Here is a 19,926-nt window from a genome sequence, read left to right as displayed (position 1 = left end):
TTAATTCTTGACCAGTTTATATTCATAGTGAGAAGATCCCCAATTCACCTGAATTAAATATGCACCAGGTGTATAATCCTCAATGTTTATGACACCACTTGGTGAGACATTTTTCATTGTTTTAATTAACTTGCCATTTATAGAATAAATTGATATCCACCCTGACTTGTCTTTAAAATTATAATAAATTAAATCACCTCTCTTCTCGAAAACCTTTAAGTTTTCCTCCTTTGAGTCAACTGAATTCGTTTCTTTACATTCTCTTACTCCTTTGAAATCATAGAAATAAGGAGCATACGTCATAGTATAATCATGATTGCCAGGTAATCGAACAGCTTGTTGAATAAGTTCGCATTTCTTTCCTCTACAGTTGGGATTATTAATTACGCTGAGGTAATGGCCTCCTGCAAATCCACCTATGTAAATTCTACCATCTGGACCTATGCGTCCAGAATTAAATGCTGAAATATTTGTTTTCCCGGTACTTCGGTCCAATGTATCAATTAATATTCCTGAACTTTCTACATGATCAGAGGTAAGATCATATTGGTATAAAGAATCTATTGAGAATACATATAATAATTTAGAGTCGGGAGAAAAGCAAATTCCACCAAATGGCTGACGACCTCCTTCTTCATGGAAATACTTTGGTCTGTTAATGGCTCCCGTTTTTGAATCAAAATCAAACAGTTGAACGCCATACCTAGGACAATATCGAGCATACTTTGTTCGGTCTGGACTAAATGTTGTGGAGTTAACGAAATCAAACTCGCCATAAATTTTATTACCAACACATGTTCTTCCAACGATATTCAATCCAGCCGAGGTATATTCATATATTAAATAACAAACACTTGCGTCTAGTGGAACTATAATCCACCAATCTTTACCGTTATCTTGTAGGCATGCTGTAAGATGGCCTGGAGCAAATGTATCATAATGAACTTGGTTCCAATTATTGTTTAAATGGTTTGTTATTAGATCCAATTCCATAGAAAATAATGAACCATAAAATGGGGACTTTAATGAATCTAGTTCAAACGAAATTGGTCCGACATCTATTAATAAAATTGGATAAAAATTTTTTCTTTGAACATCAGGTAAAATCAGCATAGTTTGATCAAATGGGTAGGAATAGTGCAAAGGATCATAGCACCAAGACAATTGTCTATTATTTCTTAAAGTATGATTCCCTTTTAAAGTATCAAGATTAATATCTAATACAGAACAATTCGTGAATAATACAACGGGATCTCCATTTCGATTACATATAAATGTTTTATCTCCTTCGATATCAAAATTACTAACTACACTATCTATTCTAATAATTCCAGTATCAGAAAAAAATATTCGGTTCAAGTTATTATTACCGGAATTCTTACCAAAAGTCCAAGTATAGTCATATTTATTTTGGCTCAATAAAAGTTGTATTGAAGTCAAGCAAAAAATCCAAATAACAGTTATTCTCATTCAGTGTAAATATAATATTGTTTTCTGTTTTATTAAAATATTGTTGGTTTAAAGTTTGAGAATTTATTAAAGGAGTTATGAAAGGATTCGTTTTTGTTGATATATTACCAAGTCTTGAGCCTATTTTCTAAATAAAATTATTGTTTTGTATCGGTCCAATATTTGGACTGTTTATTATCACGATATTTGCAATAACAGTAATGTGATTTATATAGCTTAATTTCCCACGAAATAGTTTTATAATTCTGTTTTACGTGTGACGTTCTATTTTACCAATGTTACTCACGATCTGAAAAGTTTAATATAATCGTCGAATGCAAAAATTCGATTGCGTTTAAACCCAGTAACTTCTATTAGTATTTCCAACTTAATAAAATCTTCTATCAATCTTAAAGCGGTTGATATATTGATGTTTAAATCTTTCGCTACATCATTGGCATCAGTAATGGGTTTTCCATATAAAAACTGCAAAAATGATTTTGCCAATGCTTGCTTTTTTCCTAAAGAAATAATTTTGTGTTCTACTTCTGTTCTGATTTGTATGATATGTTTAAATGTCTGGATAGCGTTTTCTGAAGTACTACGAACACCTTCTAAAAAGTATTTCAGCCATTGTGTTAAATCATTGTGGTTTCGTACTCTGTTTAGATTTTCATAATACAGCGATTTGTTTCGTTCAAAAAAATCAGATAAATATAGTGTTGGTTTGTGTAGCAAATGATTACTGACCAAATACAATGTAATCAGTAAACGTCCAATCCGACCATTACCATCTAGGAACGGGTGAATGGTTTCAAATTGGTAATGGGCAATACCTATCTTTATTAAATGCGGAACAGGAGTGTTATCATTGTGTAAAAATCTTTCTAAATCTGCCATTAAATCAGCTACACTGTCTTGGTGAGGAGGTATAAATGTCGCATCTATTAAGCTGCTACCACCTATCCAGTTCTGACTTTGGCGAAATTCACCCGGCAACTTATGTGTACCCCTTACGCCTTGCAGCAGAATTGAATGTGTTTCTTTTAATAATCGATTGCTCAGGGGTAATTTTTCCAAATTTTCGATAGCATGATTCATAGCTTGCACATAGTTTTGAACTTCTTGCCAATCTTCCTTTTTATCGTCTTTTATGTATTCAGCTTTTTGTATGGCTTCGTCTATATTGGTTTGTGTTCCTTCAATCCGGCTACTTTTGGTACCCTCTTTTAAAACATGCATTTTGATAAAAAAATCAACATCGGGTATCAGTTGTGAATATGCATTGAGTTCGCCCATTTTGATATTGGCTATGCTTAGCAGCATATTTAGTTCAGCATTGTCAATTTGCCAAGGCATATCAACTATATTGGGTTCAAAACTCTTATATTGATATCGTTGTACGTTTTTTCCTGCTTTAAAACTGGTGACATTCATTTACTTTATGCTTATATCTTCTGCAAATATAAATATTTATAATTGCACTTTATGTATTATCTGCTAATAAGATAATTTTTATTTACACTTCCTATCAACCTTGTTTTGCCGAATAACAATTCCTGAATCACGCATTGTTTGAGTAGTTTGTATTTTATAGCTTTTTTTCTGATTAGGTGATTTCATTATACATATCGGAAAGTCTTGGGGTAATTTGAGCCCGTTTGATATGAGTTGGAAATGTTTTTTCAAATTTTCTATGGTATTTGCTTTAAAACTCCGGAGGCTTCATTGTGAGTGAGGCGTTGGCATGACAACGCACCTAAAAAGGTGGTCTGCATGCCGATCGAAGCATCGGCATTCGAACTCATAATCGTAATTAAAAAGAAATAACTAACTGGAATCCCATTGTATTCAAATAAAAAAGGAGCTATGAAAATTAATTCATAACTCCTTGATTTTCAGTCGGGGCGGAGGGATGCAGACGCACCATAAAAGGTGGTCTGCATGGCGACCGAAGCGTCGGCATTCGAACTCTTGACGATACCAATGAAATCGGTATAGTTTAAATATTGTAAAATGAATTTAAGGCCAAAAAAAAAAGAGTTATAATTTTCATTATAACTCCTTAACAATCAGTCGGGGCGGAGAGATGCAGACGCACCAAAAAAGGTGGTCTGCATGCCGACCGCAGCGTCGGCATTCGAACACTTGACAATACGTATAGAATCATGTTGGAATTGAATTGTATTCAAATAAAAAAGGAGCTATGAAAACTAATTCATAACTCCTTGATTTTCAGTCGGGGCGGAGGGATGCAGACGCACCTAAAAAGGTGGTCTGCATGCCGATCGAAGCATCGGCATTCGAACTCTTGACAATTCCGAGGAACTCGCGACAGATAACATATTATAAATGAATTTAAGACTAAAAAAAAAGGAGTTATAATTTTCATTATAACTCCTAAACAATCAGTCGGGGCGGAGGGATGCAGACGCACCAAAAAAGGTGGTCTGCATGCCGACCGCAGCGTCGGCATTCGAACTCTCAAGCCAAAGTATATTGAAATTATTAGTTGAAAATAAATAGTATTCAAAAAAAAAGGAGCTATGAAAATGAATTCATAACTCCTTGATTTTCAGTCGGGGCGGAGGGATGCAGACGCATCAAAAGATGGTCTGCATGCCGATCGAAGCGTCGGCATTCGAACTCTCAAGCCAAAGTATATTGAAATTATTAGTTGAAAATAAATAGTATTCAAAAAAAAAAGGAGCTATGAAAATGAATTCATAACTCCTTGATTTTCAGTCGGGGCGGAGGGATTCGAACTCTCGACCCCCTGCTCCCAAAGCGTGAAATTTATGGATTTATGTGTATTTATAATTATATAAAGTATTGTAAATCAGCATAAAAATATTAAAATCAATTCATATCTTTACATATTAATACAAATGGTGCTGGCAAATCGCTGGCAAATTTTAAATACAATCAATATGGCTTTATCAGTCAAAGTAGAATTAGACAAGCGAAATATTAAGAGTGATGGTAGATATCCATTAAAGCTATTGATTGTGGTGAAAAGAAGTTCTATTCGTTTATCTTTAAATCAAAGTCTCTTAGAAAAGGATTGGAACGCAAAGCTCCAATGTGTAAAAAACTCTTGTACAGACTTTGATCACATTAACCGATATAATAATTGGCTCCTAAAGGAAAAAAGTAAATATTTAACCAAGTTGTTAGCATTGAAAGAAGAAGGTGTGTTGGAAAATATGTCAATAGGGGATATTAAAATTAGATTATTAGATGTCAGAACTGAATTAATGACCTTAGAGTATTTTAAAAATATCATTAATGAATTAGAAAAAGCCAAGAGATTTGGCAATGCAAGAGTCTATGATTTAACTTATAGAAGTATCTCAAATTTTATTAATGGCAAAGATTTTCCGCTCAAGCAAATAACCTTTACTTGGCTTAAAAAATATGAAGCATGGTATTTATCAAAAGGAAATAGTTTAAATGGTCTAAGTGTCAATTTAAGAACCCTAAGAGCATTGCTTAATTTAGCAATCAAGCAAAAGAGATTGTCAGCTGAGAATTATCCGTTTAAGGAATATACCATTAAAGGACAAGAAACTCGGAAAAGAGCTATAACTAGAGAAGATTTAATTAAAATACTACAATTCCAACCTCAAACTCAGAGGCAAACTAGAGCAAAAGACTATTTTTTAATTAGTTTCTATTTGATGGGAGCTTCCTTTGTTGATATAGCCATGCTGAAAGGAAATAACATTATTCAAGACAGGATTGAATATAAAAGACAAAAGACTGGAAAACTTCATTCTATACCACTTTCAAAACCACTTAATGAGATTATAGACAAATATAGAAATGGAAAGACAGAGAACGAATTTATATTGAATGTTGTAAAGTCATCTGATCCAAAAATTCAACTTAAACAAATAAGTGATGAACTTAGACGATATAATAAAAGCCTAAAAGAAATAGGAAAAATATGTGAAATTGAATCTTCGATCTCAAGTTATGTAGCAAGGCATTCATATGCAACAAGTGCTAAAAAGCTTGGAGTGCCTATTTCAGTAATAAGTGAATCACTTGGTCATGCAACAGAGAAAACCACTCAAATTTATTTGGATTCCTTTGAAAACGATGTAGTTGATAAATATCATGAATTGGTAATTGACCTATAAATTTATGTAATTAGGATTCAACTACTTAAAAATTTAAAATTATTCAGTATTAAAACTAACTAGATACTTTTAAATTCAATTCAATATAATCAAGATTAATTCTTAAATTTGCATTTCTATTAAATATTCTATATTCAAAATCAACAAAGGAATCTTGCCATATGAATAAATTAAATCATGATTTGATTGTGAAATTAGCTAAAGAATATATATTGGTGAACAAGGATTTAAAAAATTCTAATTTATCACAATACCCTTTAAGAGTATTTATGGATGACACACATCCAGACAGACTAGTTGTAGTAAAAGAGATGGAGTTAAGTACTTTAGAATCCTTGGATTTAAGTAAGATTGAAGAATATTTTTTTAACCAATGCGATTTTGAAAAAGAATATTTAGTTCTTGTTGTTTACGGTGGAGAAGGGTCAAATCTGGACATCTTTATATTGGGAGATTATCCCGACAAGTCTGGGATTAATTGAACTAAATTTGAATTTGAAATTAATAGACTTAGATATAAAATGGATAAATTTAAATATTAGACTTTGAATAACATGTAGCGATTTTTATTGTTCATGTTAAATTTCAAATTATGGTTTATGAGTTATTTCAAAAATTAACTGAAATTTTGGGTTTTATTAAAATCTAATCATGCATATTGAAAGCCATACTTCTGGGAATCTGTCAGTTGATAAGTTTCCATTTCAAATGCTTCAAAAACTTAAACTTCATACATTCATCCTAACAATAATTGGTTACCAAGATAATTTTATTAATAAGGATAAGGATGTTGCGTTAGAAAGTGTTCTTAAATACTAAATAAAATATCCATGTCAGAAATCAACAGTAAATTAATTAAGACTTCCGCTCTTGCTTATGTTAAACAAACACTAAAGAACGAAATAGAGAATTTTCCAATTTGTTATTTAAAAGTATCTAATAATTTGTCTAGTCAAAAAAAACCTTACGTTAAGGAATTGCCTTTAACAAATGAAGAATGCTTAGATTTTAAAAATGCTGAAAATTATTTCAATAAAAATTGTGATTATCTTAATGATTATTTAGTTAATGTTGTTAGATTAGAAGGGAGAAGTAGATATGAGGTGTATATATTTGAAAAGAAAGTTAAAGTAGATAAGAAAATAAAATCTATAGAAATTAAATCGCTCGCTGATTATATTAAAAAGATTAATTCTAAGAGCTTAACTTGTGGACATTATGTTTTTCGAGGAGTCACGGATTCTAAAAATTACAAACTAATTCCAGCAATTGGAAGAGTAGATAAGGAGATTTTAGACTCATCTAATTATGAGAAAGAAATAATTGATAGATTCAAATTACGAAGTAGATCAGGAATAAATTTGTGTCCCAATAATGATTGGGAGTGGTTAGCCTTGGCTCAACATCATGGACTGCCAACTAGATTGCTTGACTGGACATCAAGTCCTTTAATTGCTCTTTATTTTGCTACGATGCCAAAGTTAAATAATCAAGGAATTATTTTACCAAAAGATAAGAATGGCACTGCGGTTTATGCATGGCATACCTGTAATAATATTGACATAGAGAAGATTAAGAATCCCTATGAATATGATTCTTGCGGATTGTTTTATCCACCAAGTATATCAAATAGAATTTCAGGCCAATTTGGTTTATTTTCAATACATACGAACCCATTTATACCATTTGAAGAATTATTAAATGAAACAGATGACCAATTATTAAAATTTACTCTTTCTAAGAAAGTGTCTGAGAGAGTATTGCGAGAGCTATATTTTTCAGGAATTAGGCATGAGAGTATTTTTCCTGACTTAGATGGATTCAGTTATGATTTAAAGGTTAAATACAATTTGGCGGAATGTCATATAAAAAACTAATTTTTTATAAATTTAGAATTTTATAGAATTTTTGCTATTAATCAAACTCGCTTGAATTCTGTGTTCAGATCAGCCTTAATGAGATCAATTATTGGATCCCCAGTATTTTGATCGTATTTGACATTAAATTTTATTTCTCCAGTAGTACCTTCAAAGTTGATATTCCAAAGTTGCGTATGAATTTGATGTAATTTTAATAAATTTTTTGTGGCTAATGGGATTGTCCATGCACAATAATTTGTTTTATATTCATTTGGGACGATATTTTCCCAATGTGGATCTCTTATTGACAGATAATCGTAATTAAAATCAATGTTCATTTCTGATGGTTTTTTTGGTTTTCCTGACCATTCATAAAATTGACCCTTTTCAAATACAGTATCTAAAAATTGATTTTCTTGGAGATAGGCCTTTATTTCATTTTTTAGTGCTTCATTTAATTTGGTTTTGATAGAATCCTTCATAATTTTATTTAATAAACATGTACTCAAAGTGAATGCCAAAAACTCGCCATCTGCCATTATGTCAGTAGAGCGCATTGAATTACCACAAGTGCTAAAGATTGGAACATCAATTTCAGTAATAAGTGAATCACTTGGGCATACAACAGAAAACAACTCAAATATATTTGGATTCCTTTGAGAACGATGTGGTCGGTAAATATCATGAAATGATAATACAATTATAAATAGATCAGACACTGCTTTGGGTATTTTTTTTGTAAGATTCAAATGCTTCAAAAGTTTTATCGGCATTCATCAACAACGACAACTATTAGTTATCAATCTAATTTTATAAACCAAGAAACAGAAGAAGCACTTGATGCTCTATTAAAATTCTAGCTTAATTACTATTTTCAAAAATAGCAGGTGAAATTTCATAAAGAATTTTTGGCGGTCTTCTTAAATTTAAATTACCTAAAAAGTTATCAATAAACATTGAAAAGGATTGACATGAATCCATTATATATTCATAATGTTTATTATATTTTAAATTCGCTTTTTTTAATAATACCTCAGAGTTATATTTATCTAAAATAATATGTAATGGATATTCGTGGGAAAGTATTTCTTGATGATGAATAAGCGTATCTATATTAATTACAACTAAGGGCTTAATTTTATTAATATAATATCCCTCGTCATTTAGAGTAATTTTCTCATCAGTAAACCAATCATTCACCATGAAATTAAATCCTGGAGTATCATATTGAGAATCATGTGTTATTAATATTGGATAAATATTTAATTTCTTATATTGATAATTTGTGTCATCAATAAATTCCCTTTTTAATACCTTTCGTATAAAATAAGAAAGTTGCATGACTGCACCTCTTTTTACTTTTCCAGGCTTTATTTCTTCTTTTATTAAAGTCCTTTCAAATTCATAGTAATACTTGTCATAGTCAAAGGATTGTTTAATACTAGCTTTAATTAAAAAATCTTTTGATTCAAAAAGTAGTAAGTTATTTCCAATTCTAATATAGTAATCTGGCCCTCCGTCTATTCTATTATCACTAAAATATTTCCCAGAAAACTTAATAATTCTATTTTCGCTAGCATAAATAATATCAAGTATTTTATAAAGTAAATATTTTTCTGAAAATTCATTGCAATAAATTCCTTTTAATTTGTTGTCACTGATTTTAATAGAATCTAACATTTTTCTATTAATATCTCTTAATTGAAAATAGAGTCCCTTGAATATTTTTTCGACTAAAAATAGATTAAAAATAACTCTATAAATGCCATTTGAAAGTTCATACATTGGATTGCTTCGTAAAGCAATAAAGTCTTCATCATTCATTCTATTATCTTCAGATAAACATAACTTTTTTAGAAAAGAGCAATTAATTTCAAAATGTTCATCTCTTGGAATATTAATATCACAATGTGCTTCTTTGTCCGCTTTTAATAGAGTTAAAATTAACAAAACAATTTTGTTTAAATATGATTTGGGGTTTTCGCATTTAAAATTAGCAAGAAAACTGTCATAAAGATATTTGAAATTTATTTCATTTTCAAAATATTGGAAAAAATAGTACGCTTTAATTAATTGAGTAAAAAAAAGTAGCTTTAGGTCATAATCTACTTTGTCATAAATTGGATATTGCGAACAAAAATTGTAAATAGGATATCTAATTTCTTTATCTAATTCTTCAGTTGACTCCTCAGCGAGAGATTGATTTTTTGTAAATATAGAATTAATCGAAAGATATGCTTTCATTAAGTTAATTTCAAATTCAATTGGTGTCTGCGTAATTTCACCTATATCCAATTGAAAGAAAGTCTCAAATAATGTTAGACTTGACCAATTGTTAATTATTAATACTTTATGATTGAAATTATTATTAATTTTCTGTTGGCTTTCAATTTTTTGAATAATAATACTTAAATTGTCACCAAATTTTCTATTTTGTGCATGGAAAAACTTATTTAGTAATTCAATATGATTGTGATAAATTGAATTTTTGGGTTTAAATCCAAGAAAATGTGAAGCTGCTCTAAGTATTACTTCTTTGTTTCCACCTTTTAAATAGTAGGCAGGTTCTTGCCTTATTTCATTTGGAAAGACAAGCTCAAATTCTAAGAATTGATTAATGATAGCCGCGCTGCCTATTATCATTTACTTACTTAACAACTGAATAATATCATCAGAACCTGCGATAAGAGTATTTTTTAATCTTGCTTTTTCAATTGCCAAAATCATTGCTTTTTTCTCAATTAAGGCATTTTCACCTTTACAATGACTAATAGCCTCAGCATAAAATTTATTTGCATTATTTTCATCATTATTTAATAAATAAGTTAATCCCATTCCACTATAGACTCTAGTTTTATATAGTTCATTGTCTTTATTTTCCTTGATTGATTTTTGATAAGCACTAATTGCCTTATCATATTCACCAATATACCGATATGCAGTTCCTAGACCCTGATATGCAATATAATCATAATATTTAGTACTTTTTGCTAATTCAAGGTAAATATTTATTGCGGACTTATAGTCTTCCTTTTCCATTTTTAATTGTGCAAGTTCGAAATAGCTTTTTGAATCAGCTATCTCTTTTTTTTGTTTCTCTTCCTTTGCCTTTTTTGAAGCTTCCGAAATATCTGACAATGCATTAGATAAAGATTTTATCCCATCGTCTAATTGATCTTTATTGTACTGTTCCTTATCAAAGACAATTGCAACTGCCTCTATTTGGACTTTAATAGATTCATTAAAATTTGGATTTTCCAAAGTGATAATTTGATTTGAAAAATTCGGAATAACTTCAACAATTCCAGAAGTCAACATGGATCTGGAACCGACTGAAAGATAACCTCCATCCATTATGTTTATATTACAGACAATGACACCAGATGGTGCCGTAAGGGATTTTACAAATCCGGAATAAATGCCTTTTGAAAATAATTTCGACATTTCAACAAGTAAATTTGATTGTGTCTTTTGTTCAATTTTGTCAGAACTAAGAGTATAAACCCACTTTACAGTATTTCTTGGAATTGTAAGAGGAATATCAGTTGAACTTTTGCCAACTGTCAAAAGTTTATTTAAACTAAAATTAGTAGAAGGTAAGATTTGAACCAATTTATAATATTTTTCCTTTCCAGCTTCCTGAGCTTTTAGTATAAATAGGTTTTGGGTAATGATGGAAAATGTAAATAATAATTGTAAAAATTTCATCTTAGTTGATTTTAAATATAGGGCATGTTCGCACAAACAAATTTAATTTAAAAATGCAAATTTAGTTATTTATTAATTGTTCTTAAATATTTAAATCACAATTTAAAGTAAGGTCCAAAGCAAGCTAATACAAGAATGATAGATAAACAAATAGGAATTGCAAGATTGCCTCTCGCCATGGCGATTTGTAACCTGCCTTTGTCGAGAGGCTATCTTGTCGGGAGACCCGAACCCCTTAAATTCCTAATCCATCATATTCATCATCTTCGGAATTATCCTCAGTTTCCTTATCATTCTCAATTTCAATACTTCGTTCATCTTCAAGCTCTTTTTCTAAATTTTTGGATTCACGAAGATCGCTAAGCTCTTGTAATACAGATTCCTCCTTACTTTGTTTCTTGTCTAATTCATCCAGGTTGTTAATGTCAAACCCCAAAGTCTTAAATCTGTAGTGCCTTCCTTGATCCTCAACTCCATACACTGAACCACCTCTATAATAGGGCTCTAAACCCTTAAATTTGAGCTGAGAAAGGAATTCTTGACTTGAATTGACCTTTCCATAGATTTCTTCAATTTTCTCTGAAATTTGCTGTTTTTGAGACAATGTCTTTTCAGAATCTTTAAATGGATAAGAAATATTTTGGGAATGGATATTGTTCAATTTACCATGTGCTGGCAAGCTATGGATTAACACTGGATATTTTTCTTTTTGATAGGCATCTAAAGCAAGCTTGAGTTCACGGAATTCCATTTTTGAGATTCTATTGGATTCTCCAGTCATATACTTTGTCGCAGACATTAATATATGTAAATGAATATGGTCCTTATCATGGTGTGATGAAGCTAGATATAAATTGTCTTTGCCTCTAAGTTCTATAAATTTTTTAGAGATATCCTTTAAAAGATCTTTAGGGATATGTTCCATATCTTTATTTGAGAATGATAATATTGTATGGTTAAGTTTAATATTATCACTTCTCTTGTATAGCCGCAGAGCATCATTTGATTCAAATTCCTTTGTCCAACCAATAGCGGAGCGTGATCGAAGGTTATGTTTTAAAATTGGTTCAGCCTTTTCATTCTTTTCTGGCTTTAGGATATAGTTCACTAATTGTCCAATATTACTTCGACGAGTTAGATTTTTTAATATCACGGATCATTAAGAGTTTAAAATTTCCAATAATTGAGCTTTATTTCTTCCATCTTTTGCAATATGCAATTTAATATATTCCTCCAAGGTTTTAGGATGGTGAAGTAAGGGTAATATTTCTCGCTCCAGTCTATTTATTGATTCCATTATATCTCGGCCCAAATCAAAATTTAATTTGTTAGCATCAAACAAGTCTTGAACTGAATTGTATGTCATTGCAAGTATTTGTGATATTCGTTTTACCTCTAGTATGTCAGGAACAATAAAGGAGTTATTAATATAAGCGAATGTGGTTTCTTTGATAAACTGAGTTCTACTTAACTTATGCTTTTTAGACTCATAGGTTAAAACTTTTAATTCATCAGGATTAAAGGAGATGGTGAATTCCTTATCTATTCTTCTCTTAGCTACTCTCCACTTTCTTTTATACTCTTTCCAATATTCACTCCGAATTTTTTGAATTTCTTCATGAGTTCCTTTTTCAAGTACTCCGTTTGTTTGCAAATGTTTGAAAATGGTATTTTCCTTATTAACCTTTCTTTTCATCTGCAAATTGAATTAAAGGAGGTATATCAAAAGGAAGTATATTGTTTGGAAGATATGGAGGAATTTCAGTTAGCAATTTCAACTTTTTGTTTTTATAATATGGATACAATTTTGCATGAATTGGTGGTTTGTTGCCAATTAGAATAATGGCTTTATCGCTCATTCGTATTTCATCTGAGGTCATTAATTGACGAGTATGCCTAACTTCATTTTCATCCTCATATTTAAATTTACCTAGTGTCATTTCTAACATTTTGCATGTCTCAATCGGTTGACCTGGTAAATATACTTTTGCATAACAATTTGCTGAAATATTCTTGGCTTCATATGAGCCATAAATATGTTCTAGAATATGGTAGTCCTGATATATCAAAAGTATTCCACTATTGTATTTACGGATATTAGAAATTATGGTTGATAGTGAAGGCAAATACATCGATCCAGCTTCATCTAAAAGAAAGAAAATATTATTATCATGCTTACTAGGAATTCTAATTAATATTTCATTCATAAATTGCTGGAAAAAGAGTGATGATATTCCGCTATAATATTGCATGGTTGGAATGGAGTTGTTTATAAATAGGGCAATCTTTTTAGTGCGGAATTCTGCAAAATCAATTGTATCAATTGATGTAATCTTAGCTATTGTTTCATCTGCAAAAAGTGAAAGTGAAGCTTTGGCTGTAGCAACAATAGACATTAGGGTCTTGTCGCCATAAGCTACAAATGCTTTGTATTCTGATAGCAATTTATCATCTCTAGTCTTTACTATGAGTTTATCTATTTTCTCAGGAGTGCCAGCGAATACATTAATAAGTTGAAGGACATTGTATAAGTTTCTATTCTCAGGTTCACCGTAGAATATTAAATATCGGATGAATAGAGACAAAAGAGATTCAGCTGACTTGTTCCAAAACGGATCTTTTGCTTCTCCAAGGGCATTGCGAACTAGCAGTGATGCTAATTTTTGAATATCCGAAATTGTTTTACATCTTTGAAGTGGGTTAAAACACTCTGACGCTTCATTGCTATAGTCTATTACTTTAATGGTATATCCATAACTTTGTAATGCACCACTTACAAGTATTTTGATTTCATGAGATGGATCATTAAAAATGAGTGATGAATTTCCTTTAGCCATGAATAGTGCGCTATTGATAAGTACAGTAGAGCTTTTGCCTGAACCGCTTCCACCTAAAATAATTTCATTTTTATAACTCTCTGATATTGATAAACAATTTTCACCATCAAGACAAAAACCAGTATCTGAATTTTGCAAGACTTTATCTACACTAATAAAGTCAGCATTGAATTCCGTTTTCCGACTCATTTTTGCAAGTGATGAAATAAAATCAAACAGTCCTGTTGCTATTTCAGTACAAAGCCAATAAATGACTTCAAATATTACACCTATTATTTTTATCATCTTGTCATCATTTTTTCAATAGTTTCTCCCGTTTTAAGTAAAAGCATTCCAAAAACTTTACATAATAGGGCAAAGGCCATTGTCATCAATTTGAAAAAAGTGACTACAAGTGTTCGTATTAGATTAAATATTGTTTGGGTAGAAGTTCTATTCACATTCACGTATTTAGGATTAGATAAATATCAAGCTCTATAAATTACTACCTATACTTACATGGGCACCATTTGATTCTAGGAATAATTTATAGAAGTCAGAAACAATTTCAAATCTTTCGCTGTCCATTTTATCAATTGGCTTATATAGTATGTAAATTTCAATTCCAGATAATTTATTCAAAGGGTACTTTTCAATCAGTAGGTTTTGAATATGCGTTGGCTGATTGACTAATTCATTGAAAATTTCTTGATCATAGAAATCAATGAATGATTTATCCATAAGGTCTGTATTAATTATTAGTATCTTCTTATCATATTTAGATTTACTAAGTATATTTAATTCTTCTGAAATTATTTTAAAAATAACAGAACCAACTCTTTCTTTCTTGTTATTATTTAATTCTAATAATGTGGAATCTATATTGGAATAATATTTTTTGATAACATGCTTCCTTTCATAGTCATTTGATAATAAAGCACTCGATACTGAATCAAGCATAAATGACTTTACTTCATTGAATCCAAACTCTGTAATGCCTTGAATTCTCACTGCCTCCGAATTATTCACATTTTTCGAAATAATTGATTTCTTTTTAAAATCATTCAACGATATATGTGAAAAATGTTCTGAGGTAAGATCCAAGACAATTGAGATTTCCTGTGAAATTGGATTTGGATTACAGGAGGGAAAGAGCACTGCTGAAATTATCAGCAGTGCACAAATGTATTTGTCTATTTTCATGAGGTTTGATTTATTGGGTTAACTAATGCCTTTAATTTATGTGATCCACTTTTCAATACAAACTCTTTCATAGCCATCGCATGGATTCGTTCTGTTTCTTTATCAATTAGAATTATCATTGAATCTCTGTATTTATGAAAAGCTTCTAGTATTTGTTTGCGCTCATTAATCCTTTCTTCTTCTAATCGTAAAAATGTAAGCATTCCTTCCTTTTGATTCTTTAAAAGCATTAATTGATTTTTCTTTTCTTCTAATTGACTATGTTCCATTGATTGCTCTTTAGTTGGAAGTTTTGTTGAAGCGAACACCAAGGCAATACAATAGAAGAATAAATTGAATAGAGCCCAAAGGATTGGATTATTTCCAAATGAGCTTGAATCATCCATATATGTTTGTCTTAATATGCCAAGGAAAAGAAAAACAATTCCAGCTCCAATTAATCCTCCTATGAACCAAAACCGTTTTTGTTTTGGTGTCTTTGCAGTTTGGATTTTCATACCAATAGTATGTGAAGCAACAGCAAGACCACTGGCTACGAATATGGATAAAAAGATTGCACCAATTAGACTGCCTGTGATTACTTGAAAACTTGAATAGTTTAAGCCTGCATCAATAGAGCATAGAGCTACAATTGCAACTAATACCCATATGTATTTTTTCCAATCATAAGTCAGTCTTGTTCTCTGAATATCCACCTCAACACTACTTATTTTCTTTTTTGTCTGCTCAACCTGCTCGTCAGTTGCATTTTGTAAAGCTTCTAAGTTTGTTTGCTTTATGTCTTCAGTAATTTTGTCAACTTCAGGATCAATGTTTTTGTTAACTTCTTGCTTTAGTACTTCAGTCTCTGTGGATACTGAATTCAGTATTACAGTTGTGTCATTTAAGTTTTGGGATACTGCAATATCCATGTCTTGTTTTGCTCTATCTCCAATTCTAGAGATTTCTGATTTAATATGGCTCTCAAGTGCGTCAGCACGAATGCCAAATTGAAAAGATTTGCTTGTGGTCATAAAATAATGGTTTATTTAATAAATGAATTTATTCTTTTAGAACAGTGTTTTGTTTTACTTAATTAAAGTTCAAGATAAATGATATTAATATGTCATTGGAGCATTCAATTTGTTGGGTTTTAAAATTAATTTTTAAAAAAAATTTGCATTACGTTATAAATTTATGACAGGTACGTAATAGTGCTTGATTTCCCAAAACAACTCATTCCACTATATTGAATTCCAAATGAATTGTCTTTTGATTTGAGTAGAAAGAAAGTAAAGAGACCTTGTAGTTTTATTCCGCAATGTTTACATTCATAAATTGCATTTACTACTAAATGTTCTTGTCGATGTGAAATATCAATGTGTGAAACATCAAATCTTACAGGTTCTAAGCCATAAATTATGATGTAAGGATAAAAATCAAACAGACGCTTTTCCATAACTGTATTTATTAGATTATTAAAAAAAAATCCTCTTGCTCCAATACAGCTAGTTAATGTTAAAATAAAGACACCAGATGCTAAATATTACAATAGTGGTTAGATGAAATTGCAGTGGATAACCATCTATGATAAGATTAGCCTGGGCTTCGTTCTTGTCGGAAAACTAGTTATCGAAGCCTATTACCATAGTCGCCAGACTGTGGTAATTTTATTTTAAATTGACCACAATTAAGGTTAACTATTTAGAAATTTCTTTAAAAGAAGGGTGAGATGATGCTCAAAAAAGAAGATTTGCTTCGATCTTTTCGGGATTATCTTATCACTTAATCTTATTAAAGGTTAGCAAATATAATATAAAGTTGATAAATTAACCTTAAAAATCAATGATTAACTTTGTATTAACATATAAATTTGAATTGTTTGTCATATATATGGTTAATTATTGGCTTGATTTTTGATTATTGATATCTCATATTGTAATTAAGGTTAGTTTGTGAAAGGTAATATAATTCTAAATTCAGATGAGCTACAAAGTCTTAGAAAAGCATTAGTTGAAAGATATTGTCATTTAACTAAGCATAACATTTTGGATCCTGATAGTCTTTTCAATTCAAATATGGAGAATTATAAGGATCTATATGAAAGTATGGATAAAGTAGTTGCTTTAAAGGCAAATGGAATACTCAGCGTAAAACCTCTATTATCACTTTTCTATTTATCTAAAAGAAGCCCTAATGCTTTACAATCATTCAGAATAAAGTTTATTGATTGTGTTTATAAATATATTTATGGTCAAATAAGAAGTGAGTCATTATTAACTTATATAAATAAACAAACTCAAATACCCACGACAAATTTCTTAGATAATATTAAAGGATATTGGGAATGCTATTATTCAATAGATAATAGTTTTTCAAGAAAATTCGATAACAACGAAATTGCAACATTAAATGTAATTGCATTACTGATAAAAGGAGATAATATTCATAACTTAAAAGTATCTATTTTAAATTCAGAGGGAGAAATTGAACAGGGTCACATAGAAGTCTTTGGTAGTAACTTCATATTGCAATTGAAAAATGAGACTTCATCATCAAGTTCAATTCTACTAATGAATTGTGGAATCACATCAATTGAAAACTTTCCAAAACATGTGGAAAAGGCCACAGGAATTTATACATACCCAGATTCATTAGTAGCTAGTATCAAATCAGCGAGGAGCTTAATGTTATATTTTGATCAAACAAAATTAATTGATAAATACAATATAAATGAAATAGATCTAGATGATGCAGAATTTAAAAATAAATTTATTACCAAATATTCAAAAATAAATATTTCAAATCAGGTAAAAATGGATGATACTTTATTACATATTGCTTCCTTTTTTAATTATCAAAATATTGCAACTGATGTTAGTATTACTGATTTTACTTCTGATGCTAATTTAATCTCAATTAAGACTAATTGATAGCATATCTTTAATTGCCTTTATTGATTATTGTGATTCTCCATTCAAATTATTCTAAGTTTTACTATCAAAAAATCCCCACAGAACCATAAAGGCAAAGCAGGGACTCAAAACTAAATAACACCAATTTACAAATTTAAAATGAAATCCACACCTTTTTGGGCCTCTGAGGTTACCTTGAAAATGAATTTGCTATCCTCCTTAAGAACTTTAAGCCATCCAGCTAAATAGGCTACATTGTTTTCAAAGATTTGATCAAAGTCAATTTGCACACTAGAACATAGAAATGAAGCACCCATTTCAGCAACAAGCTCCTCTCGGCTATATGGCTTACTGCCAAAAGTATGAGGATTCATAACTTCCTCTCTTCCTAATCGTGATACATGCCCAGTTGAATGAATGAGTTCATGAAATAAAGTAGCGTAATATGCTTCTGCTGATTCAAATTGTTCAATTTGAGGTATATTGACGATGTCCAGGCCAGGAGAATAGAAAGCACCTTTACTATCAATATGCTTTATCTCAGGGCATTTAGGCATATTCTCTACAATAAATTCACACTTATCTATTTTCTCATTTGGCTTTAGTTGAATTTCCGAGATTTCTAATTCAATTCCTTCCACATCTGAGATATTAAACACATTATAATATTTAATGAACTTTAAAGTTTTTACTTCTGCTCCTATATTATATAGGTGTGTTGCTTCAACTTTGCTTATCGTTCTGTTGTCTCTATCCTTGTATACCACATTAAAGTAAATTACTTTTTCCGCTTTAGCACCTTTATTCAATTTACCACCTAAAGTTCGAATTTGGTTAAAGGTTAAGAAATATGGAATGATATGGGAGGTATTGTTCATCAGGATAAAGTTAATTCCGGTATATACATGTCCAGTTGCATAATTCTTGGCTAATCCATAGGTCCTCCATGTCCTTCTCCATGGTGCTACTCCTTGTTCAAGTATTGAAATGATTTTGTTGGTCAATTCTTGATAAAGGTCAAAGTTTTTAGAAATAGCAGTACTACCAGGTGATTCTAGTTCTTTTTTCATTTTAATAGATTAAATGGTTATGAAATGGAACTATAGGGTGCCTTTATCTGCGAAGGAATAATAACCAGAATTGGGTATTAATATCAAATGGTCAATGATTTGGATATCAAGCAGTTTTCCAGCTTCTAGTACCTTTTTAGTTAATTCAAGATCTGCTTTACTGGGTTTTATGTTTCCTGATGGGTGGTTGTGTGCCAGGATAATACCAGATGCTAATGCTTTTAATCCAGCTGAAAAAAGAATCTTGAGATCAACATAGGTATTAGACACTCCACCTCTAGAAAGGTGAAAGAATCCTTTTACTCCATTAGCTCTATTTAGGAATAGGGCATTAAATTCTTCAAGTAATTCCATATCGTCACTCCAATTTTTGCGGAGGATTAATTCAGCTTCAGTTGAAGTGTTGATTTTTGGATAATCGGATACTTTGGATTGGTTATGGTAAGAGATTTTAACCTCAGCAACTAACCAAGGTCGCTTTGGTTGACTTAATTCGTTCAAATTTTTCATTTTAAACTGGTTTAGATTGTTAAAGAATATTTCTAAACCATTTTAATATATGAATGAATGTTGATGTAGAGGGTAGAAAATGCCAAAATGGCAAATTCAAGTTAGGGGAATATTCATAATTTGACCCTTAGATGCTAAAAATATTTGGAGCTTTTATTCAAATTTTGGGTCAAAATCATACGCTCGTTTAAAAGTTCCCTGCGTTAGTACGAAAGTCCTTGCCAAATTCAAGTTAATATTTGACCTTTGGCTTAATATTTTAAATGATTCTT

The 19,926-nt window shown here is 30.6% G+C and carries 17 protein-coding genes; 4 read left to right on the top strand and 13 right to left on the bottom strand.

What is annotated here, in order from left to right:
* Both IPK88_18420 and IPK88_18415 read right to left on the bottom strand, forming a co-directional pair.
* Positions 1–1,419, bottom strand: coding sequence for a T9SS type A sorting domain-containing protein (locus tag IPK88_18420; GenBank protein ID MBK8245408.1), 1,419 nt, complete (start codon positions 1,417–1,419; stop codon positions 1–3).
* A gap of 333 nt (positions 1,420–1,752) precedes the next feature.
* On the bottom strand, positions 1,753–2,886 hold the full coding sequence (locus tag IPK88_18415; GenBank protein ID MBK8245407.1) for a Fic family protein: 1,134 nt from the start codon (positions 2,884–2,886) through the stop codon (positions 1,753–1,755).
* Between the two features lie 1,493 nt (positions 2,887–4,379).
* Between IPK88_18415 and IPK88_18410 the strand changes: the two genes are divergently transcribed.
* The 3 genes from IPK88_18410 (at position 4,380) to IPK88_18400 (ending at position 7,471) form a co-directional block, all read left to right on the top strand.
* Positions 4,380–5,594 (top strand): site-specific integrase, encoded by a 1,215-nt coding sequence (locus IPK88_18410; GenBank protein MBK8245406.1) that lies wholly within the window; start codon positions 4,380–4,382, stop codon positions 5,592–5,594.
* Positions 5,595–5,755: 161 nt separating this feature from the next.
* Entirely contained in the window at positions 5,756–6,076 is a 321-nt protein-coding gene (locus IPK88_18405; protein ID MBK8245405.1) for a hypothetical protein, read from the top strand.
* A 348-nt stretch (positions 6,077–6,424) separates the two neighbouring features.
* The gene (locus tag IPK88_18400; GenBank protein MBK8245404.1) at positions 6,425–7,471 is read left to right on the top strand and encodes an FRG domain-containing protein; all 1,047 of its coding nucleotides are present in this window, start codon (positions 6,425–6,427) and stop codon (positions 7,469–7,471) included.
* A gap of 41 nt (positions 7,472–7,512) precedes the next feature.
* Here the strand turns inward: IPK88_18400 and IPK88_18395 are convergent, their stop codons facing one another.
* The 9 genes from IPK88_18395 to IPK88_18355 form a co-directional block, all read right to left on the bottom strand.
* The gene (locus IPK88_18395) at positions 7,513–8,202 is read right to left on the bottom strand and encodes a hypothetical protein (protein MBK8245403.1); all 690 of its coding nucleotides are present in this window, start codon (positions 8,200–8,202) and stop codon (positions 7,513–7,515) included.
* A gap of 112 nt (positions 8,203–8,314) precedes the next feature.
* Entirely contained in the window at positions 8,315–10,096 is a 1,782-nt protein-coding gene (locus tag IPK88_18390) for a hypothetical protein (protein MBK8245402.1), read from the bottom strand.
* Positions 10,097–11,161 carry a tetratricopeptide repeat protein gene (locus IPK88_18385; GenBank protein MBK8245401.1) on the bottom strand — a complete coding sequence of 355 codons (1,065 nt, stop codon included), beginning with the start codon at positions 11,159–11,161 and terminating at the stop codon, positions 10,097–10,099.
* A gap of 235 nt (positions 11,162–11,396) precedes the next feature.
* Entirely contained in the window at positions 11,397–12,269 is an 873-nt protein-coding gene (locus IPK88_18380) for a relaxase/mobilization nuclease domain-containing protein (GenBank protein MBK8245400.1), read from the bottom strand.
* A gap of 51 nt (positions 12,270–12,320) precedes the next feature.
* On the bottom strand, positions 12,321–12,857 hold the full coding sequence (locus tag IPK88_18375) for a hypothetical protein (GenBank protein ID MBK8245399.1): 537 nt from the start codon (positions 12,855–12,857) through the stop codon (positions 12,321–12,323).
* Entirely contained in the window at positions 12,841–14,283 is a 1,443-nt protein-coding gene (locus tag IPK88_18370; protein ID MBK8245398.1) for a type IV secretory system conjugative DNA transfer family protein, read from the bottom strand. The genes IPK88_18375 and IPK88_18370 overlap by 17 nt, the downstream gene beginning before the upstream one ends.
* 189 nt (positions 14,284–14,472) lie before the next feature.
* Positions 14,473–15,180 carry a hypothetical protein gene (locus tag IPK88_18365; protein MBK8245397.1) on the bottom strand — a complete coding sequence of 236 codons (708 nt, stop codon included), beginning with the start codon at positions 15,178–15,180 and terminating at the stop codon, positions 14,473–14,475.
* Complete coding sequence (locus IPK88_18360) at positions 15,177–16,193, bottom strand: hypothetical protein (protein MBK8245396.1); 1,017 nt, start codon at positions 16,191–16,193, stop codon at positions 15,177–15,179. The genes IPK88_18365 and IPK88_18360 overlap by 4 nt, the downstream gene beginning before the upstream one ends.
* A 161-nt stretch (positions 16,194–16,354) precedes the next feature.
* Entirely contained in the window at positions 16,355–16,618 is a 264-nt protein-coding gene (locus IPK88_18355) for a hypothetical protein (GenBank protein MBK8245395.1), read from the bottom strand.
* Positions 16,619–17,114: 496 nt separating this feature from the next.
* On the opposite strand from IPK88_18355, the gene IPK88_18350 reads away from it, so the two are divergent.
* Positions 17,115–18,092, top strand: a complete 978-nt coding sequence (locus IPK88_18350; protein ID MBK8245394.1) for a hypothetical protein — start codon at positions 17,115–17,117, stop codon at positions 18,090–18,092.
* Between the two features lie 128 nt (positions 18,093–18,220).
* On the opposite strand, the gene IPK88_18345 is transcribed toward IPK88_18350, so the two are convergent.
* Both IPK88_18345 and IPK88_18340 read right to left on the bottom strand, forming a co-directional pair.
* Positions 18,221–19,144, bottom strand: coding sequence for a DUF1738 domain-containing protein (locus tag IPK88_18345; protein ID MBK8245393.1), 924 nt, complete (start codon positions 19,142–19,144; stop codon positions 18,221–18,223).
* Positions 19,145–19,174: 30 nt separating this feature from the next.
* Entirely contained in the window at positions 19,175–19,654 is a 480-nt protein-coding gene (locus IPK88_18340; protein ID MBK8245392.1) for a JAB domain-containing protein, read from the bottom strand.
* Between the last annotated feature and the right edge of the window lie 272 nt (positions 19,655–19,926).

The organism is Candidatus Defluviibacterium haderslevense (genome assembly GCA_016712225.1).
GTDB classification, from domain to species: Bacteria; Bacteroidota; Bacteroidia; order Chitinophagales; family Saprospiraceae; genus Vicinibacter; species Vicinibacter haderslevensis.
The sequence above is the reverse complement of the archived record's forward strand: the minus strand, read 5'-3'. Positions and strand labels throughout refer to the sequence as shown.

Bases quoted from the DNA above. Each gene is read 5' to 3' on its own strand.
- IPK88_18415 (MBK8245407.1), bottom strand. From the start codon at position 2,886: ATGAATGTCACCAGTTTTAAAGCAGGAAAAAACGTACAACGATATCAA.
- IPK88_18410 (MBK8245406.1), top strand. From the start codon at position 4,380: ATGGCTTTATCAGTCAAAGTAGAATTAGACAAGCGAAATATTAAGAGT.
- IPK88_18375 (MBK8245399.1), bottom strand. From the start codon at position 12,857: ATGAAAAGAAAGGTTAATAAGGAAAATACCATTTTCAAACATTTGCAA.
- IPK88_18400 (MBK8245404.1), top strand. From the start codon at position 6,425: ATGTCAGAAATCAACAGTAAATTAATTAAGACTTCCGCTCTTGCTTAT.
- IPK88_18385 (MBK8245401.1), bottom strand. From the start codon at position 11,161: ATGAAATTTTTACAATTATTATTTACATTTTCCATCATTACCCAAAAC.
- IPK88_18405 (MBK8245405.1), top strand. From the start codon at position 5,756: ATGAATAAATTAAATCATGATTTGATTGTGAAATTAGCTAAAGAATAT.
- IPK88_18355 (MBK8245395.1), bottom strand. From the start codon at position 16,618: ATGGAAAAGCGTCTGTTTGATTTTTATCCTTACATCATAATTTATGGC.
- IPK88_18365 (MBK8245397.1), bottom strand. From the start codon at position 15,180: ATGAAAATAGACAAATACATTTGTGCACTGCTGATAATTTCAGCAGTG.
- IPK88_18345 (MBK8245393.1), bottom strand. From the start codon at position 19,144: ATGAAAAAAGAACTAGAATCACCTGGTAGTACTGCTATTTCTAAAAAC.
- IPK88_18360 (MBK8245396.1), bottom strand. From the start codon at position 16,193: ATGACCACAAGCAAATCTTTTCAATTTGGCATTCGTGCTGACGCACTT.
- IPK88_18340 (MBK8245392.1), bottom strand. From the start codon at position 19,654: ATGAAAAATTTGAACGAATTAAGTCAACCAAAGCGACCTTGGTTAGTT.
- IPK88_18370 (MBK8245398.1), bottom strand. From the start codon at position 14,283: ATGATAAAAATAATAGGTGTAATATTTGAAGTCATTTATTGGCTTTGT.
- IPK88_18390 (MBK8245402.1), bottom strand. From the start codon at position 10,096: ATGATAATAGGCAGCGCGGCTATCATTAATCAATTCTTAGAATTTGAG.